Source organism: Bradyrhizobium sp. BR2003 (assembly GCF_009720285.1).
Lineage (GTDB): Bacteria > Pseudomonadota > Alphaproteobacteria > Rhizobiales > Xanthobacteraceae > Bradyrhizobium > Bradyrhizobium elkanii.
The window spans coordinates 106,289-129,473 of the sequence record NZ_SMYJ01000026.1 but is presented as its reverse complement, the minus strand read 5'-3'; the positions used below and the strand labels follow the sequence as shown (position 1 = coordinate 129,473).

Genomic DNA, 23,185 nt, shown 5'->3' with positions numbered 1-23,185 from the left:
GCGAGGCCGAGCAGACGAATTTCGACGAGGATTTGAATGAGCAACAATCAGAACTCAGGCCTGACGATTCAGTTCGAGCTCGACGGCCAGCAGGTCGAAGCGCGGGCCGGCGAGACGATCTGGCAGGTCGCCAAGCGCCAGGGCACCGAGATCCCGCATTTGTGCTATTCGCCCGCACCGGACTACAGGCCCGACGGCAACTGCCGCGCCTGCATGGTCGAAATCGAAGGCGAGCGCGTGCTGGCGGCGTCCTGCAAGCGGACGCCGACGGTCGGCATGAAGGTGAAGTCGGCCAGCCAGCGCGCCGTCGCGGCGCAGAAGATGGTGATGGAGCTGCTCGTGGCGGACCAGCCGGCGCGCGAGACTTCGCACGATCCGGACTCGAAATTCTGGCACTGGGCCGAGAAGACCGGCGTGACCGAAAGCCGCTTTCCGGCGACCGAGCGCTGGCAGCCCGACACCAGTCATCCCGCTATGCGCGTCAATCTCGATGCCTGCATCCAGTGCGGCCTCTGCGTGCGGGCGTGCCGCGAGGTGCAGGTCAACGACGTGATCGGCATGGCCTACCGCAACCACGACGCCAAGATCGTGTTCGACTTCGACGATCCGATGGGCGAATCGACCTGCGTCGCCTGCGGCGAGTGCGTGCAGGCCTGCCCGACCGGCGCCCTGATGCCGGCGGTCATGCTCGATGACAAGCAGACCCGCGTCACCTATCCCGACAAGAAGGTGGATTCGCTCTGCCCGTATTGCGGCGTCGGCTGCCAGGTCACCTACCAGGTCAAGGACGAGAAGGTGATCTACGCGGAAGGCCGCGATGGTCCTGCCAATCACAACCGGCTCTGCGTCAAGGGCCGCTTCGGCTTCGACTACATCCATCACCCCAATCGCCTGACCAAGCCGCTGGTGCGGCTGCCCGGCGTCAAGAAGAATGCCAACGACCAGGTCGATCCGGCCAATCCCTACACCCATTTCCGCGAAGCATCCTGGGAAGAGGCGCTCGATCTTGCAGCGGCCGGCTTGCGCAAGATCCGCGACGAGAAGGGCGCCAAGGCGCTGGCCGGCTTCGGCTCGGCCAAGGGCTCCAACGAGGAAGCTTATCTGTTCCAGAAGCTGGTCCGCACCGGCTTCGGCTCCAACAACGTCGACCACTGCACGCGGCTGTGTCACGCCTCGTCGGTGGCGGCGCTGTTCGAGGGATTGAGTTCCGGCGCGGTGTCGGCGCCGTTCGCGGCCGCGGCCGATGCCGAGGTGATCTGGGTGATCGGCGCCAACCCGACCGTGAACCATCCGGTCGCCGCGACCTACATCAAGAACGCCGCCAAGCGCGGCGCCAAGCTCTACGTGATGGACCCGCGCCGGCAGTCGCTGTCGCGCCATGCCACGCAGCATCTTGCCTTCAAGCCGGGCAGCGACGTCGCGATGCTGAACGCGATGATCCACACGATCATCACCGAGGGCCTGACCGACGAGCAGTACATCGCCGGCTACACCGAGGGCTATGACGAGCTGAAGGCGAAGATTCAGGAGTTCACGCCGGAGCGGATGTCGCCGATCTGCGGCATTCCGGCGGAGACGCTGCGCGAGGTCGCGCGCGCCTATGCCCGCGCCAAATCGTCGATCATCTTCTGGGGCATGGGCATCAGCCAGCATGTCCACGGCACCGACAATGCGCGCTGCCTGATCGCGCTGGCCCTGATCACCGGTCAGGTCGGCCGCCCCGGCACCGGGCTGCATCCGCTACGCGGGCAGAACAACGTGCAGGGCGCCTCCGACGCCGGCCTGATCCCGATGTTCCTGCCGGACTACCAGCCGGTCGGCCGCGACGACATGCGCGGCGCCTTCGAGAAACTGTGGGGGCAGGAGCTCGATCCGGTGCGCGGGCTGACCGTCGTCGAGATCATGAACGCGATCCACGCCGGCGAAATCCACGGCATGTATGTCGAGGGCGAGAATCCCGCGATGTCCGATCCGGACCTGCAGCACGCGCGCGAGGCGCTCGCCAAGCTCGATCATCTCGTCGTGCAGGATTTGTTCGTCACCGAGACCGCGTTCCACGCCGACGTCATCCTGCCGGCTTCGGCGTTCGCCGAAAAGTCCGGCTCCTTCACCAACACCGACCGCCGCGTGCAGCTGGCGCGCGAGGTGATCAAGCCGCCGGGCGATGCAAGGCAGGACCTCTGGATCATCCAGGAGATCGGCAAGCGGATGGGGCTGCCCTGGAATTATGCGGGGCCGGGCGAGGTCTTCACCGAGATGGCCGAGCTGATGCCGTCGCTGAAGAACATTAGCTGGGAGCGCCTGGTGCGCGAGGGCGCGGTGACCTATCCGGTCGACGATCCCGACAAGCCGGGCAACGAGATCATTTTCACCACCGGCTTCCCGACCGAAAGCGGCCGCGGCAAGATCGTGCCGGCCAAGGTGATCGCGCCGGACGAGCTGCCCGACGACGAGTACCCGATGGTGCTGTCGACCGGCCGCGTGCTCGAACATTGGCACACCGGCTCGATGACGCGCCGTGCCCAGGTGCTCGACCAGATCGAGCCCGAAGCAGTCGCGTTCATGACCCCGAAGGACATGCGCAAGAAAGGGCTCGCGCCCGGCGATTTCATCCGTCTCGAGACGCGCCGCGGCGCGGTCGAGGTCAAGGTGCGCGCCGACCGCGACGTGCCCGAGAACATGGTCTTCATGCCGTTCTGCTACGCGGAGGCGGCGGCGAACCTGTTGACCAATCCGGCGCTCGATCCGTTCGGCAAGATTCCGGAGTTCAAGTTCTGCGCGGTCCGCGCCGAGAAGATCGATATCCGGACCGCGGCGGAGTAGCGGTCCCGGGACGAAGCGTGGAGGGCGAGCCGGCCGACCCGGCTACTCGCTCGCCCGACACGGCACCGCAAGCACCGTCGATCGACATCCGCCGAGAGCATGACAGCGGGCGTCGCCGCGGCATGGACCCATGTCGCCCTTTGCCCCAAAGCGGACGTGTTTGACAGTCCGGAAGTTGCCATTTCCACGAGAACTCGCGTATGCATTACGTGCAGGATCGTAGTGTGAGACATTCAAATGGCGATGGAACTGAGGGGCGCGAGAGGCGAGGGATTTGCGACGATTGCCGCTGACGGTCGCGTGCTGGATTCCTGGTTTCTTCAGCTGCACCTGGTTGCGGAGGCCGACAAGGCGGCAACGGTGCGGCTGGCGAGCGACGAGATCACCAGATCGTTGGGAGAGTCGGCAGACGGATACGCGCGACACGACGACATTCGCAATGTCGACATCGTTCCAATCCGTACAGAAATCGGCTCCCTTGCATCTGCGCCGACTGACGTGCACGACGCATATCTTCGACTCCATCTGCTGAGCCACCGGCTCGTCCAGCCGAATTGCCTGAACCTTGACGGAATCTTCAGTCTGTTACCGAACGTTGCTTGGACCACACTCGGTCCTTGTGAATGTTCTCATGTATCGGACGCGCGACTGGAAGCACGAAAGCGTGGCCTCGCGTTTGAGGTGACAGGCGTGGATAAGTTTCCGCGCATGACTGATTATGTGACGCCTGCGGAGGTGAGAATTGCAGATGCGGATCGCGTAAGGCTCGGAGCCCACCTGGCGCCGGGCACGACCGTCATGCATGAAGGCTTTTGCAATTTCAACGCAGGTACGCTCGGTCCCTGCATGGTCGAAGGCCGGATCAGCGCCGGTGTGGTTGTCGGAAGCGGCAGCGACGTTGGTGGCGGAGCCTCGATCATGGGCACTCTGTCCGGAGGAGGCAAAGAGAGGATTACAGTTGGTGAGCGCTGCCTGATCGGAGCCAACGCCGGTATCGGCATTTCATTGGGTGACGATTGTATCGTCGAAGCGGGCTGTTATGTCACGGCAGGCGCGCGCATCCTTTTGGAAGATGGCCGGATCCTGAAAGCCAAGGAACTCTCGGGCCAGAAGGGCCTGCTTTTTCGTCGTAATTCCCAGAGCGGCGCTCTTGAGGCAACCAGACGTACGCCGAATTGGGACGGCCTCAACGCGCAACTTCACGGCTAGTCCCCGTCCGTCAGGGGACGATCACCACTCGGAATGCGATCTGTTTGGCGCGATCGCTATTCACCACCAGTATGGCCACCGCCACGCCTCATAGAGGCGCCACGACGACACCAGGGGCGGGGCGTATGGATCGACCCGGTCGTCTTCAGGGCGATATTGATATCGTGGAACAATATAATAATCCCACGGAGTTGGCCTTATCACGGGCGTCGGGATAATGACCCTCCTTGGTTCATGAACAATTTGTGCTTTCCGCGCCCGGGCTTCAGCACCAGACGTCCCGAGGTTACACAGCGCGAGGGCCGCTCCGAGAGCGCACGCGACGGTCATTATCTTCATGCATCGACCTCCTTGCCTAAGAGTGCAAAAGGACTCAAAGCAAGGCAAGCTAATTCGCTCTCGACTGGCTTGAATGACCGCTTACGGCCCGTAGCCGACCTTTGCTCAGGAGGGCCGCGCGGAAGCCGGGGCCCGCACCCATGGTCGATATGAGTACGCGCCCCGGTTCGGCTCTCACCCGACGAAGCTCCCTCAGTAGTCCCAGAACACCGGGACCCAGCGGAAGGTGTCGCCATCGGCCGCGACCCGGCCGACGGACGGGAACGGCATATGCGTGGCAACCAGCAGCTCATTGGTCGTCGCCAGTTCCCGCAAGAGTCGGACCCGAACGCGCGCTGCCTCCTCAGGATCGTGTTCGAAGCCGTTGAACCAGTCTGGGTGATCGAACCCGACAACGAACACGGCGTCACCTGCGAACATCAGCCGGTCGCCGCCGGATGCCAGGCGGACCACGCTGTGCCCCGGGGTGTGGCCGCCGGTGCGGGAGACGACGACGCCCGGCGCCACCTCATGCTCCTCGTCGAACAGGCGGAGTTGGCTCTGGTACTCCTTGCTGAACCGTTTCGCGGTCGCCCGGAGCGCGTCCGGGAATCCGGGCGGCATATCGGCGTGGGTGAAATCAGGCGACTCCCAGAACTTGACCTCGGCGGCTGCCACATGGATCCGCAGGTCCCGACGCAGCCGCTCCTTCACGCCGTCGACGAGCAGCCCGCCGATGTGGTCCATATGCATGTGGGTCAGCACCACGTCGGTGACGGACCCAAGGTCGATGCCGGCGGCCTCCAGTCGCTTGACCGTCTGTCCGGCCTTCGGCAGGTGCAGGTCCGGATCCGACCCCAGCCCGGCGTCGACGAGGATGGTTTGCTCGCCGCTCCGTACCACGACCACGTTCAGCGCCCAGTCGAACGCGTCCGGCGGCAGGAACATGTCGCCCAGCCAGGCCGCCCGGGCGGCGGGCTCGGCGTTGTGCGCCAGCATCTTGGTCGGCAGCGGCAGCACCCCGTCGCTGATGACCAGCACGTCGATCTCGCCGATCTTCAGCGCGTAGCGCGACGGCACCAGTTCGCTGGGTCCCGGTCGGCCGGTGCGCGAGACATTGTCGAGGCTCATGCTTGTCTCCTGCTGCGTGTTGCGGATCATCTGGTTCATCGTTGAAGACTCCTGCGTTCGGTCCTGATGTCGATCCCGGCGGGGTTTCCGCCCGTGGATTGGACATGGTGATGATCTAGCGGATCGGGTGTGGCGCCGCCCCAGAGCGGTTGCCGTCGCTGTAGAGCGATTGCTGCCAACGCATGCGCGCCCGCAGGCGAGCGCTGGGGACGAAACGGGAGGCAGCAAGCCATCGCCATGCCCCCAGCCACATGCGACACTTCGGATTGGCGAAGCCGGTTCAACCCAGGACTAATATTTCCTCGTCGAGACCCCGGAATTCGAACGTTCGGAGCAATTCATGGCCAAGCATCGGATCTATACGACGAGCTTCGCAAGCGTGTACCCGCTCTATGTCGCGAAAGCGGAAAAGAAGGGACGCACCAAAGCGGAAGTCGATCAGGTGATCTGCTGGCTGACCGGCTACGGTCCGAAGGAGCTGGAAGCTCAGTTGGAAAAACAAACCGACTTCGAAACGTTTTTCGCAAGGGCGCCTGAAATGAATCCTGCGCGGGCCCTGATCAAGGGCGTGGTGTGCGGTGTCAAGGTGGAGGAAATCAAAGAGCCAACCATGCGGGAAATTCGCTACCTGGATAAACTGATCGATGAGCTGGCGCGTGGAAAGGCCATGGATAAGATCCTGCGCAAGGAATGATGCCTGATCCGTCCGTCCGGCGAGGCGACACTGGACGCTGATGCGTCGCCCGCAATGACGAAAGGACCGGGGAGGGCCGCTGCCACTGATTTGCCCGACGGCGGGAAGCATGAGCCACACGTCGTCCAACACGTTCAGTGTCGTCCTGGCTTTCTCGCCAGGACGACAACGAAGAGTCCCATCTGCAACATTTGCCGCGGCCTATGGGTCGCTGCTTTCCGCAGGGACGACGGCCGGCAAAAACCACGCGCAGCATTCGCGCCCGGCGAACCCGCCATTGCCAAACCTCGCATTGACCTCATCGCCGTGGCCGGGCACAGCGTGCGGGCGGTGTCATTGAACGGTCGCAAGAGCCGAAAGGGATACCGTCGCATCGAATTTTGCAGTGCAGCAATGGCGCAATTAGCCCCTGCTAAAGGGGCAATGGCAATCGTCGTTGCTTGTCTGTAATGGTGCGACCGGATGTGCCCGGGGCCGGTATTCGTGCTCCGCAATACGCGGGAGGAAATATGCGTAAATTCATTCTGGCTGCGGCGTCGATCGCTGCGCTGACTTTCGTAGGACCGGCGTCGGCGCAGTCGCCGATCGTCATCAAATTCAGCCACGTGGTGGCCACCAACACGCCGAAGGGGCAGGCGGCCGAGAAGTTCAAGGAGCTGGCCGAGAAGTACACCGGCGGCAAGGTGAAGGTCGAGGTCTATCCGAACTCGCAACTCTACAAGGACAAGGAAGAACTCGAGGCGCTGCAGCTCGGCGCCGTTCAGATGCTGGCGCCGTCCAACTCGAAGTTCGGGCCGATCGGCGTGAAGGAATTCGAAGTCTTCGATCTGCCCTACATCCTGCCCGACCTGAAGACGCTGCGGAAGGTTACCGACGGCCCGCTGGGCGCCAAATTGCTCAAGAAGCTGGATTCCAAGGGCATGACCGGTCTCGCCTATTGGGACAACGGCTTCAAGCAGATGAGCGCGAACAAAAAGCTGGTCGCGCCGGCCGACTACAAGGGGCTCAAATTCCGCATCCAATCGTCCAAGGTCCTGGAAGCCCAGTTCCGCTCGCTCGGCGCGATTCCACAGGTCATGGCGTTCTCGGAAGTCTACCAGGCACTGCAGACCGGCGTGGTGGATGGCCAGGAGAACACCTGGTCGAACATCTACACCCAGAAGATGCATGAGGTGCAGAAGTACATCACCGAGACCAATCACGGCTATATCGGCTACGTCGTGGTCGTGAACAAGAAGTTCTGGGACGAACTGCCGGCCGATATCCGTGAGCAGCTCTCCAAGGCGATGAAGGAAGCCACCGAGTTCGGCAACAGCCAGTCGGCCAAGGAGAACGAGGACGCGCTGGCCGAGATCAAGAAGAGCGGCAAGAGCGAGATCGTCAAGCTGACGCCGGAACAGGACGAGGCGATGCGCAAGGCGATGATGCCGGTCTACAAGGATGTCGCCTCGCGCGTCGGCCAGCCCTTGATCGACGAGTTCCTGAAGGAAACGGGCCGCGGCCCGATGAACTGAGCGGACGTCATAGACCGCAAATGAAGGAGCCAGCGGCCGGAATGGCCGCTGGAGGGGCCACGGCGCGGCGTATCCGCCCGACCGTGAGGGGGAGCTTTGATGCTGCTGCGTATTCTTGACCGGCTCGAAGAGATACTGATCGCGACATTGATGGCGGCGGCGACGTTGCTGATCTTCGTCGCCGTCATGCATCGTTATCTGATCGGTATCCCTCTGCTTTATCCGATCCTGTTTCCGATCAACCTGTCCTGGGCGCAGGAGCTCTGCATCTACATGTTCGTATGGGTCGCCAAGTTTGGCGCCGCCTACGGCGTGCGCACCGGCATCCATGTCGGCGTCGATGTCGTCGTCAATCAGCTCAAATCGCCGTGGAAGAACACGATCATCCTGTTCGGCTTGCTTTGTGGCGCGTTTTTCACGGCGGTAATCGGCACCATGGGCGCCAAGTTCGTGTGGGGTCTGATGCACACCGACCAGGTCTCGCCGGATCTCGAGATCCCGAGTTGGATCGTCTATCTCTGCATTCCACTCGGCTCCTATCTGATGTGCTTCCGCTTTCTGCAAGTCGCGTACGTCTATTTCCGCACCGGCGAGCTGCCGCATCATGACCATGCCCGCGTCGAGGGCGTCGAGGTCGATGGGCCAGGTGTTGGCGCCGCGGAGGTAACGCGATGACCAGCCTCATCATCTTCGGCCTCCTGATCGCGCTGATGCTGACGGGCATGCCGATCTCGATCGCGCTCGGCCTCACCGTGCTCACCTTCATCTACACGATGACCAACGTGCCGACGGAGTCGGTCGCGCTGAAGCTGTTTACCGGCATCGACAATTTCGAGATCATGGCAATCCCGTTCTTCATCCTCGCGGGCAATTTCCTGACCCACGGCGGAGTAGCGCGGCGAATGATCAACTTCGCCACCTCCATGGTCGGACACTGGTATGGCGGGCTGGGACTTGCCGGCGTGATGGCCTGCGCGCTGTTCGCCGCGGTGTCCGGATCTTCGCCCGCGACGGTGATCGCGATCGGCTCGATCATGATGCCGGCGATGGTCAGGCAGGGATTTCCCAAGCGCTTCGGCGCCGGCGTCATCACGACGTCGGGCGCGCTTGGCATCCTGATCCCGCCCTCGATCGTGATGGTGATCTATTGCGTCGCCACCGGCGGCAGTATCGCGCTTGATCCCGCCGGCCACCGGGTGTCGTCTGCGTCGGTCGGGCAGATGTTCATCGCCGGCGTGATACCCGGCCTGATGCTTGCGACGCTGCTCGGGCTGACTACTTTCTACCGCGCCTGGCGCAACGACTACCCGCGACTGCCGAAGGCGAGCTGGGCGGAGCGGATCACCGCCTTCCGCAAATGCGTATGGGGACTGTTGCTGATCCTGATCGTGCTGGGTGGCATCTATACCGGCATGTTCACGCCGACCGAGGCGGCCGCGATCAGCGCGGTGTATGCGTTCGTCATCGCCGTGTTCGTCTACCGCGACATGTCGCTGAAGGACGTCCCGAAGGTGCTGCTCGGCTCGGCCAACATGAGCGCGATGATCCTCTACATCATCACCAATGCAGTGCTGTTCTCGTTCCTGATGGCGAACGAGAACATTCCGCAGCAAATCGCAACCTGGATCACTTCGGTCGGTGTCGACTGGATCGTGTTCCTGCTGATCGTCAACGTGCTGCTGTTGATCGCCGGCAATGTGATGGAGGCATCCTCGATTGTGCTGATCATGGCGCCGATCCTGTTTCCGGTGGCGGTCAAGCTCGGCATCCATCCGGTGCATCTCGGCATCCTGATGGTGGTAAACATGGAGGTCGGCATGTGCCATCCGCCGGTCGGTCTCAACCTCTATGTCGCATCTGGCATTGCCAAGATGGGGATTACCGAGCTGACGGTCGCGGTATGGCCGTGGTTGCTGACGATGCTGATCTTCCTCGGCGTTGTGACCTACGTGCCGGAGATCTCGCTGTGGCTGCCGCGCCTGCTCGGAATGCTCTAGCGCAAACAACAGACATCCAAAGCGCGACCTCGCGCCTTGGATGTTTCTGCGGTGCAATAAAGCGGATTACATCTTGGTAACAGAGCTCTCTCTGTCCAATCCGTAAGTTGAAGGCGCGGGCGGGCGGCATCATCTTCGAGCAACCTTCAAAGGAGGTTCGTATGAAGAAAGTTCTGCTCGCCGGTATCGCGGCGCTCACGATTGCCGGTTCGACCGCGGTCTATGCCCAGCATCGTCCCTGGTTCCACGGCCATATGCGGATGAGCCCCGAGGATCGGGCCGCCTTCCTCGACGCGCGGATCGCCGCCGTCCACGCTGGGCTGAAGCTCGACGCCGATCAGGAGAAGCTGTGGCCGCCGGTTGAGGCCGCGGTGCGCGACTTCGCCAAGATGCGGCTCGATCGCGCCAACGCGCGGATGGCCGCCGAGAAGACCGATGCGGACAAGGCGCAGAAGCCGGATGATCCGGTCGCCCGCCTGCGCGAGCGCGCCGACAACATGGCGTCGACCGCGACGTCGCTGAAGAAGATCGCCGACGCCGCCGACCCGCTCTACAAGACGCTCGACGACAACCAGAAGCGGCGGCTGAGCATGCTGACCCATATGGAAGGGCGCGGCTTCGGCGCCGAGGGCTGGCGCCGCCACCGCCTCGAGCGCGGCATGGACCGCTGGGAGCGCGGCGGCCGCGGCTTCGATCACGACCGTTTCGACCGCGACGACGGCCCCGATCAGGAGCGCTCCGGCCGGCTCTGAGCGCCGTCCGCCGGCACCCTCGCCAAGCCTATGAAAGGCCGCCGGATTCCGGCGGCCTTTCGGCTGTCGGGAGGGTTGGTAAAAGTCGGGAAAACTTGCTTGAGCTTGCTGGACATCGGGGAATCGCTTTGCTAAACGACCGCTCTCTTGCGAGGGTCATTTCCGGACAAGTTCCGGGCGCATAGCTCAGTTGGTAGAGCAGCTGACTCTTAATCAGCGGGTCCCAGGTTCGAGCCCTGGTGCGCCCACCAAGCTTTTCAATAGCTTAGGTTAGCCCTCGTAGCGGTCATTCCGACAAGCAGCCGTGTCTATTCCGACAAACTGGCTGCTTTTGTTCGCTCCTCGCGCCGTTTCCGCGTCCCCGAGATCAGCTGTTTGCGTGTCCGTTTCGCATAGGTCGGCAATTGTCGCGCCGACCGGTGGCGGCCGGCGGCACGCAGTTCCGCGTCAGATCGCTGTCGGCCCCTTCCGTGAACCCGCCGTGGCGGAAAGAGGTAAATGAGAGCTCGGCCCGAATCCCCGCCGCCGCGACGATGTCCTTCACGACGCTCCGCAGGTACCTGAGATCCTGGCGTTCGGTAATCCATGGTATCGGAATACGTGATTTGCGGTGCGCGTGATCGCGCCGGAAAACCGGCCCCGAAACCGTGGTTTGCTTGATGGCATCGAGCTCGGTCATCAACTCCGGGAAGAGGGCTTTACCCCGCTCATCGAAAAGCGGCCACCAGGCTTCCTCGCCGTTCTTTGGATGGACGATCTTGACGCTGTTGGGCCGCTCCTTTGGACGGTAGTGCGTAACCTCGAAGGCGCCGAACACAAGCTCCTCGCGCTGCAGCCATTCCCAAGTTACCAACGCGGCCGTTGCAACCGAGAAGTATCCGAGCCTCCTGGCGGCTTCCCTGAACGCAACGAGGTCGTCCCAGGTCGCGGTCGGGGTCTCCCGGACAGGCTTGCCCGGTGAGCGCGCCTTCGGGCCCATGCGGGAGAATGGATTGACCTCCGGTACGTCCTGAGTTCGCTGGCCGACGAACCAGGCGCGCCTGCAAGCGGTCATTGCAGCATTTGCGAAGCGGCGGCGTTCGCGTCGGATAACGTTGCCGTCTGCGTCCTTCTCTTCCACCACCAGCAACTTTGCATAGATCGTGTCGGCGAAACCCTTCGTGAACTGAGAAATCTGCTTCGATCCGGCGCGGGTGCCATCCTTCAGCCTGTAGTTGGCGAACAGGGAAAGGCCCTGCTCGTAGAGCCGCCGGGTCTTGTGGTCGATTTCCTTCCACTTCTGGTGGCTCTTGAATACGCCGACAAGCCAATCAAAGGACCCCGGGGCGACTCCAATCGGAACGAGGTGGTCATTCCGCGAGAGCGCCAGCTGTCGAATGCCGGCAGCAGAACGTACTCGGCACGTTCAACCGCCGTGCTGTAATCCTCGCCAAGTGCTTCCGCCTTGACGTGACATCCTTGCGCGCGCCCAGGTCGGCGGCTCGAAGAAGTAAGCCCATCGACCACTCTTCAACGGCTTTCTTCTGCAATACCTGGCAATCTCAGAACGGTCTTGGGAGGCTTCATACCAATGCTGCCAGATCTGATGTCGGCAGCTTCTGCCTGATGGCGCGGGTGCCTGCAACATGCTCGTCCACACTCACTCTTGCCCATATTGCCTCTCGCGACCGGCTGGTACCACGAGTGCTCGTGGGTGACGGCGCATCGTCTCGAGAAACGGCAAGCACCAGTTCGCGTACGCTCCTGAAATCAAGATATGCCGCGAGCATGTCGACGCGCATCTCAGCGGGCCATGCGCCGTTTTCCGGATAACGCGGTGGCAGCAAATTATGCCGCACGCCGACACAGCGCTTGCCGCTGACATTGCTTGAGTTGTCCGCAGAGCTGTTGGTCACCATGAAGCGCAGCTGACATCATTGAGTCCGATCGTTCAACGTCAAGCTTGGCAAAGTTGGCGCTACGCGGGCTCAGGTCGGCGGGCTTACGTTATCTCGGGGTGACTAATGACAGTTTGGTCAAGTAGATCATCTTCGCGTTATCGTGTCGCTCATTAGCGCCCTACGCGGCATGCGTGCGGTTGTCGCCGCACTGGGCTCTCATCAACCGAGCCGTTCGATGTCTCGGCCATTCGGCTTCGATTCCTCGCGCGGGTGTAGATAGATGTAGATAGATAATGTGTCGCTCGCCGGAGGCACTCGCCCGCGGGCCCCGCCGTCATTGTATGCCGGCGTCGCTATCGCTGTCCCGCGCGCGGGTGCCTTGTTGACCGGTCTCGCGACTGCAGTCGCCTCGGTGCCCGCTATCCATTGCATGTCCGCGTCGCTATCACTGCCCTCTCGGCAGCATCGCCCGATGCCCGCAGCCGCGTCTGGGCGGCGACGAGAGTGGAGTGGCCGGCGTTGTTGCGGCCATTCATCTGGCCGGGCCGCCGATACTATGCGTTCTATTTGTCTCACACGCTAGCTTACGACATCTGCCTCGGCTATCCAAGCCGGTCTAGCAGCCCTTCCAATCGCTTGCATCGTGGCGGAGATAAGCTGGCGGCTGATCGAGGCGCCGTTGATCGGCTACACTGGCACAATTGGAGCAAGTAAAGGAAGGTTGCGCCTAAGAGAAGGCGAACCATGCAGAACAGCGGAAAGACTGCGATGACGCGATCCTTGCTTTTACTGGCAATATTTCTCTTCTTGAACTCCACCAGCCAGGCGCGGGCTGGGGAGGAGCGGCATGGCAAAGAGATGTTGCAAAAGCTATGCGCCGGATGTCACTCCATTGGCAGGACCGGTAACAGCCCGAACAAGCTAGCGCCGCCCTTTCGCAGCTTTAGTGAAACCAAACTTTACGACAGCGACTTCTTGCAACGGCTGCAGAACGGCTACAGCAGCATCCATCCCTCCATGCCGACCTTCCGCTTCAACAGGGAGGATGCTGAGGAGGTCGTCAGCTATATGAAGTCAATTCAGAAACCTTCCAAGTCGAAATAAACCTGAACTCGCGGCAGGGATAGGCTCACAAATGTTCTGCTAACTCGCCGAGCGGAGCGGGAGCGATCCGATTTCGCCGACCCTGCGCCGAGCCAGAGCGCGATGCTCGTGCGCGTTTCCAAATCATCTCTGCCTCGTACCTGGCGGCGGCGCAAACGCCTGTAGCCTATGTCCCGGCGCCTGCAATGGGCCATCTGGGGTCCGAGCTGTCGCCGGGCGGTGGTGGTTCGGTCTGCTTTCAGGCAGCAGCACCGTAGTCATACGGCTGCGTTCCGTCGCGCCGCAGCGCTAACCTTGGGACGCTTTCCTACAAGGTGGTTGCCCAATCGCATGCCTACGCAGGACGCTGAACGATACCGGCAAAAGGCCTCTGAATGCGAAAGCGAGGCGGCCAAGGCCACGACTGCAAGCGCGAAGGAAGCTTGGCTGCAGGCTGCTGAGGAATGGCGGAAGCTCGCAAGCGAGGTCGAGAAGAAAGCCAGCCGGTCCTAAAACGCCATCCGGTCGTCCTTATCCGACGATTTTCACCGCGCGAAGTCTGCCGAATGGTTCCTTGCGTCAGGATCATCGGCCGCGCCGCAGCTCCGCTAGAATGCGGTCACGATGTTGCACATGAAGAGCCTGCGTCTCGCGCAGAGTGGCGAGGAGGTCGCGCGCCTGAGTCACGTCGCGCTCCTTGCGGTTCAGCTCGGCGATCAACGCTTCCTGCCGCGCGAGGTGAACTTCGCCTTGCATGACATGCCGTTCGGCTACGGCTAGGTGCTGCAGGATCATATTGCGGTCCATCCGGCCTTTTACAGCGCGGCACGGGTGGCGGGTTGATCGGGATCAAAAGGGCGCCCGAGCCGCGCGGGGATAAAAACCCGGCAGCCCATGAAGGGCTGCCGGGCGAACGCAAGCAATGTCTCGGGGATGAAATGTGTCTCCCTTCTGCCCGGTTTTTGCCGGGCAGGCTATCCGGGCGACTACGTTCGGAAACTTACGTAGGTTGTTGGTCCAATCCGTTAGCTGTCCATATGCCGCCTCCGGCGTGGCTCGGTTCAGCCGGGCAGGATCAGCAGCCTCTGAGCTGCTGCCGTCCGCCAAACGATAGAGCTAGCTGCTCGCCCATGGCGCTGAACTTTGCGCTACATCAAGCATCGCGTTGGTCTGGTGCAATACACAAGCGGTGTAGCCGAACAACCTATTCTGTCGGGGCTGTTGAGGTGATGAGGCCCGACCTCGCATTGGGCCTCGGTTCCGAGGAGGAGGCTCGCATGTCCGTAAACGCAGACGATCTCGGTTCGGCAGTGCACTACGCGCTAGAAACGACCCGTGCCATCGCAGTGTGTCCATTCCACTTGGATGTGACCATCCGTATCGGTGACGACGCGGCTGAGAACCATGCCGTTGCGCGTGCCAGAAAGCTCCTCAAGAGCGATGGCACGACGTGGGAGGGAGAAGCTCTTCGAGGCGAATTTAGACGCCAACTCGGCAAAGCCGCCGACCGGTACTGTCCTCGCTGCGCCCTCTTGGGCGACATGGCGATTTGCGACGATGCTGGCGTCAATTCTCGGCGTCCTGCTTCCGGTCCTGAACATGAGAAAGCGATGCCCTCGCTTTCCGACGAAACGCAATTTGCCTGCGAAGGCTGCGGCGATCTCGTTACGCTTGAGAGGGCGAAGCTGCGGGACGATATCAGGAGCCCTGATAAAACTTGGGACGGCTTGCTCAAGCGCTTCAAGAGGCAGGGATAACTTCGGCCCTGAGTAAAGGAACAGATTTCCACCTCGAACCGGCGGCGCGCTCTCGATAGGAAACCGCGCAGATGGGCGCGGGCGCGGAGGTGAGAATTATGGATCGCGGGATCGCATCGATGACGACTACTCGTCGAATAGCGCAATGACCTTGCGCATCATACGATAGCGCAACGGTTCTTTGGCTACACCGAAGCCGAGGTATTGAGACAAAACGTGCAGTGCGACGGCCGCCACCCATAACTAGCTTTGTGCGAGGAGCGCAAGCAACTTCGATAAACTTTGTGGTTCTGGTTGACTTGATACAGATCAAAAACTCTATCCAGTCCAACCTTGATGCAATCTGCGTTAGATCAACCTTTCCGTAGTTTGCGCTGGTATCCTTTTAGAATTGCGTTTTGGAGACGACGATGGCCATCAAAGACGTTTTGCTTACGCTGACCAGCTATCCCGATCCGACCCCACCTTCAGTGATCGATCACGCCGTGTCTCTGGCCTCGCTATTTGGTGCTCATATTGCAGCGATCTCATGCGAGGCTCATGTGCAGATTCCCGGCAGCTTCCTGGGCGGCGCCGGCAATCTCGGAGCCATTGTCGCCGGCGAGGCGCATAAGAGCAGAAAGAACGCGCAGGACCTGCTGGCGGCGTTTGAGGCGGCGGCTCAGAAGTCCGGCGTGCTGCACGAGATCGTTCTCGAACGTTGTCTGACGTTCGAAGTGCCGGATCTTCTGATGGAGTATGCGCGACTGCGCGATCTCACCATCGTTCCGGTGCCGCAATCCTACGATCAATGGTATGCCGAAGCCATCATCTTCGGGTCGGGGCGACCGACCCTGGTGGTGCCGGAAGCCCCATCGTCCGGGGCGGTCGACCTGAACAGGGTGCTTGTGGCGTGGGACTTCAGCCGCGCGGCTGCACGCGCAGTCTCCGATGCGATCCCGATCCTGGAGAAAGCGCGTGAAGTGTACATCTGCACGGTAACCAGCGAGAAAACGATACCAAGCCGGCGATCGTCATCCGAACTGGCCAAGAACCTGTCGCGGCACGGCATCGATGTGATCGTCGAGGAGGTGGACGCCGCTGGACGGGCGATCGGCGACGTTCTCGCTACGCAGATCGAGTCGCGCAGATGCAATCTCCTCGTCATGGGCGGCTATGGCCATTCGCGTCTGCGCGAGTTCGTATTGGGAGGCGCTACCCGGAGCATCCTGGCCAATCCGCCGATTCCCGTGCTGTTTTCCCACTGAACGGCAGGAGGCCGACAACATCGCGAGAGGTAGGTTGCACGCTCTAGCTTTACACCAATCGAAAGCCCATGGACGCCCGATCCGCTCACAGAGGTGCACAAGAAAGCTCCGATGTTTCGTGCCCGCGGGCTTTCAAAGCCGTCGCACGGAATGCCGGAGATGGGGTAATAGGTCTTCGGCGCAGCGGAAACCAAACCATGTCGTTTGAACGCGTGCTGCGATGGGCTCTGGTTGCGGTTGCACTTGCGGGATTGACCGGGGGCATTCTTGCGCGGGCCGCGAGCCGGCCTGACCTGGCTGATCTTGCATGGGAACTCGGCACGGCGCCGGTGATCGCAGCACTGGCGATCTCGATCGTTAGAGACCTGCTGAGCGGCCGCCTGGGAGTGGACGCGATTGCGCTACTGTCGATGAGCGCTGCGTTGGCGCTTGGCCAGCCGCTCGCCGGGGCCGTGGTCGCGCTGATGTATTCCGGCGGCAACGTGCTGGAGGATATCGCGATCGCACGGGCGGAGCACGACCTGCGGTCGCTGGTAGATCGCGCACCGCGCCAGGCACACCGCAAGATCGGCGAGCGGATCGAGGAGGTCCCGATCGAGGCGGTCTCGGTCGGCGAAGCGCTACTGGTACGGGCCGGAGAGGTCGTGCCGGTCGACGGCATTGTTGGTTCGGCCTCGGCCACCATCGACGAATCCGCCATTACGGGGGAGCCGATCCCGGTCCAGAAGACACGCGGCGGCGCTGTTCTTTCCGGTTCGCTGAATGCGGGTGATTCCTTTGATTTGACCGTGACCGCGCCGGCCGGCGAGAGCACCTACGCTGGAATCGTGCGCATGGTGACGGCTGCACAAACCGCGAAAGCTCCCTTTGTGAGGCTGGCCGACCGCTACGCACTGATCCTTCTGCCGGTGACGCTCCTCATCGCCTTCGTGGCATGGTGGATCTCCGGAGATTTGACCCGGAGCCTCGCTGTGCTGGTGGCGGCGACGCCGTGCCCGTTGATTTTGGCCGCGCCCGTGGCCTTTGTCGCTGGAGTGGCGCAGGCAGCCCGTCGCGGCGTCCTGGTCAAAGGCGGCGGAGCCTTAGAAGCGCTGGCTCGTGCACACACGGTGCTGTTTGACAAGACCGGCACCCTGACCGTGGGAGGTGCGCGGTTGCTTTCGGTTGAAATCGCCCCAGGGGAGGATCCGGATGAGGTGCTCGCGCTGGGGGCGTCGCTTGAACAGGCCTCGCATCACGTGCTCGCCAAGACCGTTGTCGCTGCGGCGCTCGATCGCGGACTGAAGCTGAAAGTGCCCGAGCAGGTCAAGGAGGCCATGGGCACCGGCCTGTTCGGCCTGATCGATGGCCGTCAGGTCGCTGCCGGTTCGCCGGAGATGCTTCTTTCTCATGCCGAACTGTCGCCTTGGGAACTGCGCGCGCTCCGGCGCGCCTCGTGGCGCTCGGCGCTGGTCGTCTTTGTCGCCGTGAACGGGCGTCCGATCGGAGCCTTGCTGCTGGCCGACGAACTGCGGGCCGATACGCCACGGGCGATCCGGCTGCTGCGCGATGCGGGCATCGTGCGAATGGTGATGGTCACGGGCGATCGCGCCGCGGCAGCGCAGGCGATCGGTACGGCGCTTGATCTCGACGCCGTGCTGGCCGACCGCGTTCCTTCCGACAAGGTCGAGGCGGTGCGCACCGAGCAGCGGTTGCATCCGACCATCATGGTTGGCGACGGCGTCAATGACGCTCCGGCACTGGCCGCGGCCGATGTCGGCGTCGCGCTCGGTGCGCGCGGCGCGACTGCCTCGTCCGAAGCGGCGGATGTGGTGATCCTGGCCGACCGGCTCGATCGCGTCGGCGAAGCGATCATGATAGCGCAGCGCGCGCGACGTATCGCCTTGCAAAGCATTGTTGTCGGTATGGGATTGTCATTGGTGGCAATGGGAGCGGCCACGCTTGGCTGGCTCGATCCCGTGCCCGCGGCCATCGTCCAGGAGGTAATCGATGTTGCCGTCATCCTGAACGCGCTACGGGCGCTCACTCCCGGCATAGGCAGGGGTGGCCCGCGCATCACCGCAGAGCAGGGGCTGATCTTGCATCACGATCATCAGGCCCTATTCAGGGACCTCGATCGCTTGCGCAAGATCGTTGATGCGTTGGACGACACGACGCCAGAATCGGCCGCGGCGTTGATCGAGGTAGCTCAGCGCCTGATCCAGAATAGTGTGGTGATGCACGAGCGCGAGGACGAGGACAGTGTCTATCCGAAGCTCGCCGAGGTGCTGCGCGAAAGCTACGGCCTGTCTGCCATGAGCCGTGCCCATCGGGAGATACTGCACCTTGCCCGGCTGCTCGCTCGGATCGTCGAGGACCTGCCGTCAGAGAAGGTCGACCGCTATCTCATCCGGGATGCTCAGCGGGTAATCGAGGCCATCGAAACGCTTGTTCGCATGCATACAGCCCAGGAGGAGGACATCTACGAAGCCGTGGCAGGATCGGCTTAGCTCTACGATCCGCGCGTACCTTCCCTTGAACCGTCTTGACGGACTACTCCACCGGCTTCGCTCTGAACGGCAAGACGTGGCCGAGTTTCGATAACGGCCCTAGAAAGCCGTCGGTACAGATCACGCCGGCGAACAAGTGGCCACCAGTCATACAGAAATATCTCCAACGGACGCCAGTTCGCTACCCAGCCCAGGATCAAGAGACTCTCCTCCAGGAGTCGCCGCAGGGGATTGGCGAACAGCGCGCCCACGACAAACTGCGCCAAGAGCAGACAAGTGATCAGAATGGCGAGTCCGATGACCAGCGACCAGCGGCCCACCCTGAACAGCTCGTTGATATCCCTTTGAACTGCGTTCGCTCGATCTGCAAAATAGTGGCCAAAGGCTTCGCGGAGCTCCAATGCCTCCTTTGCTTGCACATCAGTATTGGGATGATGAACGCGAATCCGGATCGGTTGCCGGCCCGAAAGTTCCCGTGCCCAGCCGACAATGTATTCTTCCGCCTCTCTGTCTAGGTCACGCTCGCGAAACGGGAAAGGGTCGAGCGTGTGAAACAGCTGGGCAATGTTGTCGACCCGAAGCTCGATGACCTCTTCGGATGCTTGGGCAATCATCAGCTTTCAATGCTCCGGAGCTTCCGTAACCCTCGCTTGCTTCAGGTCAATACCGGCTATCGAGGATCGCCTATCTTAAGTGCTTGTTTTCGGGCGTAAAGGAGGGTCCGGCCATCGAAAAGCAGGCAACCGCTGAACAGGCTATGCTGCCGGAAAGTCCGCATGCCCTGTCCGTCGCTGAGCTGCTTCGGCAGTTGCGCGTGTCCAGTGTTGAGGGACTTTCCGTTACCGAGGTCGACGCGCGGCGAAAGCGCTACGGGCCGAACACGATCACCTTTCGGCGCGCCACCAGCGCGATGCGCCTGCTACTGCACCAGTTCGAGAGTTCCGTCGTCTATCTCCTGAGTTGCGCGGCCGGGCTGGCGTTCTATTTCGGCGAATTGGAGGAAGGCAGCGCCATCATTGCGGTCCTCGCCATCAATGCGCTGATCGGCTTCATGACCGAGTTGAAGGCGGCGCGATCCATTGAGGCTTTGCGTGCGCTTGGCGCACGTACCGTGCGCGTCCGACGCGAGGGGCGTGTTCGCGTCGTGCCGGCCGAGGAGCTCGTTCCGGGCGATGTCGTCGTTTTGGACGCTGGCGACGCCGTGTCCGCCGACCTGCGCCTCATCGAGACTTCCCGTCTCTCCGCAGACGAATCGACGCTGACCGGCGAATCGGTCACCGTCGACAAGCAGACGCGCCCGGTCAGTGCAGACAGCCGTCTCGGTGATCGCGCGTCGATGGCCTTCAAGGGTACCGCCGTCACGCGCGGTACCGGCGTTGGCGTCGTAGTGGCAACCGGCCTCGGCACGGAGCTCGGCCGAGTGACGCAGCTCGTCCTCGAAGCCGACCCGGGCAGTTCGCCTCTGGAACGAAAGCTCGGGCGTCTGTCGGCGCAGCTAGTCTGGGCAACCGTCGCTGTCGCTGCCGTAATTGGCGCCGTCGGCCTCATGGGCGGTAAAGATCCTCTCCTGATGGTCGAGGCGGCTATCGCGCTTGCCGTGGCGGCGATTCCCGAGGGGCTCCCGATCGTCGCAACGCTTGCGCTCGCCCGCGGTATGTGGCGCATGGCGCGGCAGAATGCGTTGATCGAGCGCCTTTCCGCGGTCGAGACGCTTGGGGCTACCACTGTTATCCTCACCGACAAGACCGGCACTTTGACCCAAAACCGGATGACGGTGCGGCGGCTCTGCGTTGCCTCCGGTGAGATCGAACTTGAGACGGAAGCGCCAAAGAACGGTGAGTATTCGCAGCTCGCCGGCGACCGGAGAGCCGTCGGATTGCTGCGCATTGCAGTCCTCTGCAACGATGCCAATCTCGACCGGGCCGATGAAAGCGGCAGCGGCGACCCAATGGAGGTCGCACTCTTGCGCGCCGGGCTTCACGCGGGCTTGAGGCGGTCGGCCTTGCTGCACAGCTACCGCATCATTCGCAAGCATGCCTTTGATCCGTCCACCAAGATGATGGCGACGGTTCATGAACATAGGGACGGCATGCTGGTCGCGGTAAAGGGGGCGCCGGAAGCCGTCCTGGCGGCGGCGAACCGCGTGATCGTCGAGCATGACGAGGTCGCCCTCGATGACGCCATGCGAGCGGAGTGGCTGAGCCGAGCCGATCAATTCGGCCATCACGGCCTGCGGGTAATCGCCTGCGCGATGAAAATGGACGGGCTGGCCGATGTCGCGCCATACGAGGGGTTGGTGCTGGTTGGCCTCATCGGTCTGGAAGACCCCGCACGGGCCGACGTGCCGCAGGCGATCCGGGACTGCCGCCAAGCGGGAATTCGCGTCGTCATGGTCACCGGCGACCACTCGGTGACGGCGCGAAGCATCGGTCGGGCCGTCGGCCTCGAGGAGAACATCGCGAATGTCGTGGAGGGCAAGAACATCGCGCAGGTGATCGAGTCCGGGCCGCCTGCACTCCGCGAGGTCGGAATTTTCGCAAGAGTAAACCCTGATGAGAAGCTTGCCCTGGTCAGGGCTTATCAGGCCGCAGGCGAGATCGTCGCCATGACGGGGGACGGGGTCAACGACGCGCCCGCCCTGCGGCAGGCCGATATCGGCGTGGCGATGGGCCTGCGCGGCACCGACGTCGCGCGCGAAGCGGCCGCCATGATCTTGCTTGACGATGCATTTCCGACCATCCTTGGAGCGATACGCGAAGGCCGCATCATCTTCGCCAATATCCGCCGTTTCGTTGCTTACCTGTTGTCCTGCAATCTGAGCGAGGTGATGGTGGTTGGGTTGGCCGTGTTGTTAGCGCTCCCTTTGCCGTTGCTGCCGCTGCAAATTCTGTATCTTAATCTCGTGACGGACGTGTTTCCGGCCTTCGCATTGGCAATGGGCGACGGTGAGGCCGGTGTTCTCAGGCATCCGCCGCGCGATCCGAGAGAGCCCATTCTGGGCCGTTGGCAATGGATCACGATAATTCTGCATGGCGGTGCGTTGACTGCCGGCACGTTCGGGGCGCTGGCGGGGTCGTCTCGGCTCGGTCTCGACGCGCAAGCAACGGTGACTGTCACGTTTCTCACTCTCGCGTTCGCGCAGCTTTGGCACACGTTCAACATGCGCGATCCGCAATCTCCGCTCATCGTAAACGGCATCACTCAAAATGGTTGGCTTTGGAGCGCGCTTTTGCTTTGCGCAACGCTGCTCGCCGTGCCGCCCTACCTTCCCCAGGCGGCCCATCTATTGCACCTTGTTCCTCCCACCGCTGACATGTGGTCAGTCGTACTTCTCTTTAGTTTGGCACCGATGATCGTTACGCAAGCGATCAGCGCTGTCGTCAGAGCATGGATGGAATAGCCGGCCGCTAGGTGGCACCCGCTCGATCTTGGCATCCGTAGCATATGCGACACGAAACAGGCCCAACAGCGACGTCAAGCCTGGTTAGGGGACAACGACGACGGCACAGGGGGCGAGGCTGACGAGCTTGTGAGAGACGCTCCCAAGTAGTAAGCCCGCCAACTGACCGCGACCCCTGCGTCCCACTACGATCATTTTGATTGATCCGCTTGCGGCGATATCGAGCAGGGACTGGGTAACATCACCCCAACTTGTCCGGGCTTCGACCTGCTGCACGCCCAACTGGCGCGCACGGGCTTCCGCGGCGCTCAGCGTTTGGGCCGTGAGGGCTGCCAGCACGTCGCCGGTGCTGACACTGGAGTGTGGCAGTTGTCGCACTTCTTCTCCCAGGAGACGATCCGCAACAGTCACGATCAGCAGGTTGCATGCCAAGGCTTTGGCAATTTCTGCCGCGGCTTCAACAGCGCGACTTGCTCCGGCGGATCCGTCCGTAGCCACCATGATGGATGTCACGAGGGTTGCCTCTTGCCGCCACTTGGACTCACTCGAAAGCTAGTTTCTAAAATCAGAAGGATATTGATTTTGCTCAAACACATCGGCGACGTGGTCTCCATTCTCAATACATATTATTTTGGAGGATGGTCAATTGGCTAACGAGATGCGGAAAGAGCGAGGAGAAAACGGTTCGCAGTCAGCGAAGACCAACCGCGAGGCGCTTGTTCTCAAGCAGCGGGAGGAGCGCCGATTTCGAGATGCATTGGAGGATGACGAAGCTCGCGAAGCGCTGAAACTGTTGCATGCGCACAACGAAGAGCACTTGCCGAAGATGCCGGAAGAGCACGGTCCGCAGTCAGCGAATACCTACCGAAGCGTGTCTTCCCAAGGATGAGC

At 62.1% G+C, this 23,185-nt stretch carries 20 protein-coding genes and 1 tRNA gene; 15 read left to right on the top strand and 6 right to left on the bottom strand.

Going from position 1 to position 23,185, the window contains the following annotated elements; genetic code table 11:
• Positions 1–36: 36 nt before the first annotated feature.
• Both fdhF and dapD read left to right on the top strand, forming a co-directional pair.
• Entirely contained in the window at positions 37–2,823 is a 2,787-nt protein-coding gene (gene fdhF, locus E2I15_RS19620; protein ID WP_422109836.1) for a formate dehydrogenase subunit alpha, read from the top strand.
• Between the two features lie 237 nt (positions 2,824–3,060).
• On the top strand, positions 3,061–4,032 hold the full coding sequence (gene dapD / locus E2I15_RS19615; RefSeq protein ID WP_137478731.1) for a 2,3,4,5-tetrahydropyridine-2,6-dicarboxylate N-succinyltransferase: 972 nt from the start codon (positions 3,061–3,063) through the stop codon (positions 4,030–4,032).
• A 531-nt stretch (positions 4,033–4,563) separates the two neighbouring features.
• Here the strand turns inward: dapD and E2I15_RS19610 are convergent.
• Entirely contained in the window at positions 4,564–5,520 is a 957-nt protein-coding gene (locus tag E2I15_RS19610) for an MBL fold metallo-hydrolase (protein WP_137478729.1), read from the bottom strand.
• Between the two features lie 301 nt (positions 5,521–5,821).
• On the opposite strand from E2I15_RS19610, the gene E2I15_RS19605 reads away from it, so the two are divergent.
• The 6 genes from E2I15_RS19605 (at position 5,822) to E2I15_RS19580 (ending at position 10,689) form a co-directional block, all read left to right on the top strand.
• Positions 5,822–6,175, top strand: coding sequence for a DUF2200 domain-containing protein (locus E2I15_RS19605; RefSeq protein WP_137478728.1), 354 nt, complete (start codon positions 5,822–5,824; stop codon positions 6,173–6,175).
• A 509-nt stretch (positions 6,176–6,684) separates the two neighbouring features.
• Complete coding sequence (locus E2I15_RS19600) at positions 6,685–7,689, top strand: TRAP transporter substrate-binding protein (RefSeq protein ID WP_137478727.1); 1,005 nt, start codon at positions 6,685–6,687, stop codon at positions 7,687–7,689.
• A 99-nt stretch (positions 7,690–7,788) separates the two neighbouring features.
• The gene (locus E2I15_RS19595) at positions 7,789–8,364 is read left to right on the top strand and encodes a TRAP transporter small permease (protein WP_137478726.1); all 576 of its coding nucleotides are present in this window, start codon (positions 7,789–7,791) and stop codon (positions 8,362–8,364) included.
• A complete protein-coding gene (locus E2I15_RS19590) occupies positions 8,361–9,686 on the top strand; it encodes a TRAP transporter large permease (RefSeq protein ID WP_137478725.1) in 1,326 nt (441 codons plus the stop codon). The genes E2I15_RS19595 and E2I15_RS19590 overlap by 4 nt, the downstream gene beginning before the upstream one ends.
• Positions 9,687–9,847: 161 nt before the next feature.
• The gene (locus E2I15_RS19585; RefSeq protein WP_137478724.1) at positions 9,848–10,438 is read left to right on the top strand and encodes a Spy/CpxP family protein refolding chaperone; all 591 of its coding nucleotides are present in this window, start codon (positions 9,848–9,850) and stop codon (positions 10,436–10,438) included.
• Positions 10,439–10,613: 175 nt separating this feature from the next.
• A tRNA-Lys gene (locus E2I15_RS19580) sits at positions 10,614–10,689 on the top strand.
• 116 nt (positions 10,690–10,805) lie between these two features.
• Here E2I15_RS19580 and E2I15_RS19575 read toward each other — a convergent pair.
• Both E2I15_RS19575 and E2I15_RS19570 read right to left on the bottom strand, forming a co-directional pair.
• Entirely contained in the window at positions 10,806–11,567 is a 762-nt protein-coding gene (locus E2I15_RS19575; RefSeq protein WP_137478723.1) for a hypothetical protein, read from the bottom strand.
• Positions 11,568–12,000: 433 nt separating this feature from the next.
• Positions 12,001–12,336, bottom strand: coding sequence for a hypothetical protein (locus E2I15_RS19570; RefSeq protein ID WP_137478722.1), 336 nt, complete (start codon positions 12,334–12,336; stop codon positions 12,001–12,003).
• Positions 12,337–13,062: 726 nt separating this feature from the next.
• Between E2I15_RS19570 and E2I15_RS19565 the strand changes: the two genes are divergently transcribed.
• From E2I15_RS19565 to E2I15_RS38785, 3 genes are all read left to right on the top strand, one after another.
• Positions 13,063–13,422 carry a c-type cytochrome gene (locus E2I15_RS19565; protein WP_137478721.1) on the top strand — a complete coding sequence of 120 codons (360 nt, stop codon included), beginning with the start codon at positions 13,063–13,065 and terminating at the stop codon, positions 13,420–13,422.
• Between the two features lie 612 nt (positions 13,423–14,034).
• Positions 14,035–14,181, top strand: coding sequence for a hypothetical protein (locus E2I15_RS19560; protein WP_155262465.1), 147 nt, complete (start codon positions 14,035–14,037; stop codon positions 14,179–14,181).
• A gap of 497 nt (positions 14,182–14,678) precedes the next feature.
• Positions 14,679–15,158: a hypothetical protein gene (locus E2I15_RS38785; RefSeq protein WP_196238922.1), complete on the top strand. Its 480-nt coding sequence runs from the start codon at positions 14,679–14,681 to the stop codon at positions 15,156–15,158.
• A gap of 353 nt (positions 15,159–15,511) precedes the next feature.
• Here the strand turns inward: E2I15_RS38785 and E2I15_RS39860 are convergent, their stop codons facing one another.
• Entirely contained in the window at positions 15,512–15,607 is a 96-nt protein-coding gene (locus E2I15_RS39860) for a hypothetical protein (RefSeq protein WP_422109839.1), read from the bottom strand.
• Between E2I15_RS39860 and E2I15_RS19550 the strand changes: the two genes are divergently transcribed.
• Together E2I15_RS19550 and E2I15_RS19545 are read left to right on the top strand one after the other, a co-directional pair.
• Positions 15,569–16,405 (top strand): universal stress protein, encoded by an 837-nt coding sequence (locus E2I15_RS19550; RefSeq protein WP_137478719.1) that lies wholly within the window; start codon positions 15,569–15,571, stop codon positions 16,403–16,405. The genes E2I15_RS39860 and E2I15_RS19550 overlap by 39 nt on opposite strands.
• Positions 16,406–16,602: 197 nt before the next feature.
• On the top strand, positions 16,603–18,894 hold the full coding sequence (locus E2I15_RS19545; protein ID WP_137478718.1) for a heavy metal translocating P-type ATPase: 2,292 nt from the start codon (positions 16,603–16,605) through the stop codon (positions 18,892–18,894).
• Between the two features lie 2 nt (positions 18,895–18,896).
• Here the strand turns inward: E2I15_RS19545 and E2I15_RS19540 are convergent, their stop codons facing one another.
• The gene (locus tag E2I15_RS19540) at positions 18,897–19,508 is read right to left on the bottom strand and encodes a hypothetical protein (RefSeq protein WP_246668044.1); all 612 of its coding nucleotides are present in this window, start codon (positions 19,506–19,508) and stop codon (positions 18,897–18,899) included.
• A gap of 83 nt (positions 19,509–19,591) precedes the next feature.
• Here E2I15_RS19540 and E2I15_RS19535 point away from each other — a divergent pair, with 83 nt between their 5' ends.
• Positions 19,592–22,294 carry a cation-translocating P-type ATPase gene (locus tag E2I15_RS19535; RefSeq protein WP_338134464.1) on the top strand — a complete coding sequence of 901 codons (2,703 nt, stop codon included), beginning with the start codon at positions 19,592–19,594 and terminating at the stop codon, positions 22,292–22,294.
• Positions 22,295–22,378: 84 nt separating this feature from the next.
• On the opposite strand, the gene E2I15_RS19530 is transcribed toward E2I15_RS19535, so the two are convergent.
• Entirely contained in the window at positions 22,379–22,807 is a 429-nt protein-coding gene (locus E2I15_RS19530) for a universal stress protein (RefSeq protein WP_246668043.1), read from the bottom strand.
• Between the two features lie 133 nt (positions 22,808–22,940).
• Here E2I15_RS19530 and E2I15_RS19525 point away from each other — a divergent pair, with 133 nt between their 5' ends.
• Complete coding sequence (locus tag E2I15_RS19525) at positions 22,941–23,183, top strand: hypothetical protein (protein ID WP_246668042.1); 243 nt, start codon at positions 22,941–22,943, stop codon at positions 23,181–23,183.
• Positions 23,184–23,185 lie beyond the last annotated feature (2 nt).

Excerpts from the sequence above, each read along its gene's own strand:
- E2I15_RS19595 (WP_137478726.1), top strand. The coding sequence starts at position 7,789 with ATGCTGCTGCGTATTCTTGACCGGCTCGAAGAGATACTGATCGCGACA.
- E2I15_RS19610 (WP_137478729.1), bottom strand. The coding sequence starts at position 5,520 with ATGAACCAGATGATCCGCAACACGCAGCAGGAGACAAGCATGAGCCTC.
- E2I15_RS38785 (WP_196238922.1), top strand. The coding sequence starts at position 14,679 with ATGTCCGTAAACGCAGACGATCTCGGTTCGGCAGTGCACTACGCGCTA.
- E2I15_RS19590 (WP_137478725.1), top strand. The coding sequence starts at position 8,361 with ATGACCAGCCTCATCATCTTCGGCCTCCTGATCGCGCTGATGCTGACG.
- E2I15_RS19605 (WP_137478728.1), top strand. The coding sequence starts at position 5,822 with ATGGCCAAGCATCGGATCTATACGACGAGCTTCGCAAGCGTGTACCCG.
- E2I15_RS19570 (WP_137478722.1), bottom strand. The coding sequence starts at position 12,336 with ATGGTGACCAACAGCTCTGCGGACAACTCAAGCAATGTCAGCGGCAAG.
- fdhF (WP_422109836.1), top strand. The coding sequence starts at position 37 with ATGAGCAACAATCAGAACTCAGGCCTGACGATTCAGTTCGAGCTCGAC.
- E2I15_RS19545 (WP_137478718.1), top strand. The coding sequence starts at position 16,603 with ATGTCGTTTGAACGCGTGCTGCGATGGGCTCTGGTTGCGGTTGCACTT.
- E2I15_RS19600 (WP_137478727.1), top strand. The coding sequence starts at position 6,685 with ATGCGTAAATTCATTCTGGCTGCGGCGTCGATCGCTGCGCTGACTTTC.
- dapD (WP_137478731.1), top strand. The coding sequence starts at position 3,061 with ATGGCGATGGAACTGAGGGGCGCGAGAGGCGAGGGATTTGCGACGATT.
- E2I15_RS19565 (WP_137478721.1), top strand. The coding sequence starts at position 13,063 with ATGCAGAACAGCGGAAAGACTGCGATGACGCGATCCTTGCTTTTACTG.
- E2I15_RS19540 (WP_246668044.1), bottom strand. The coding sequence starts at position 19,508 with ATGATTGCCCAAGCATCCGAAGAGGTCATCGAGCTTCGGGTCGACAAC.
- E2I15_RS19560 (WP_155262465.1), top strand. The coding sequence starts at position 14,035 with ATGAAGAGCCTGCGTCTCGCGCAGAGTGGCGAGGAGGTCGCGCGCCTG.
- E2I15_RS19585 (WP_137478724.1), top strand. The coding sequence starts at position 9,848 with ATGAAGAAAGTTCTGCTCGCCGGTATCGCGGCGCTCACGATTGCCGGT.
- E2I15_RS19550 (WP_137478719.1), top strand. The coding sequence starts at position 15,569 with ATGGCCATCAAAGACGTTTTGCTTACGCTGACCAGCTATCCCGATCCG.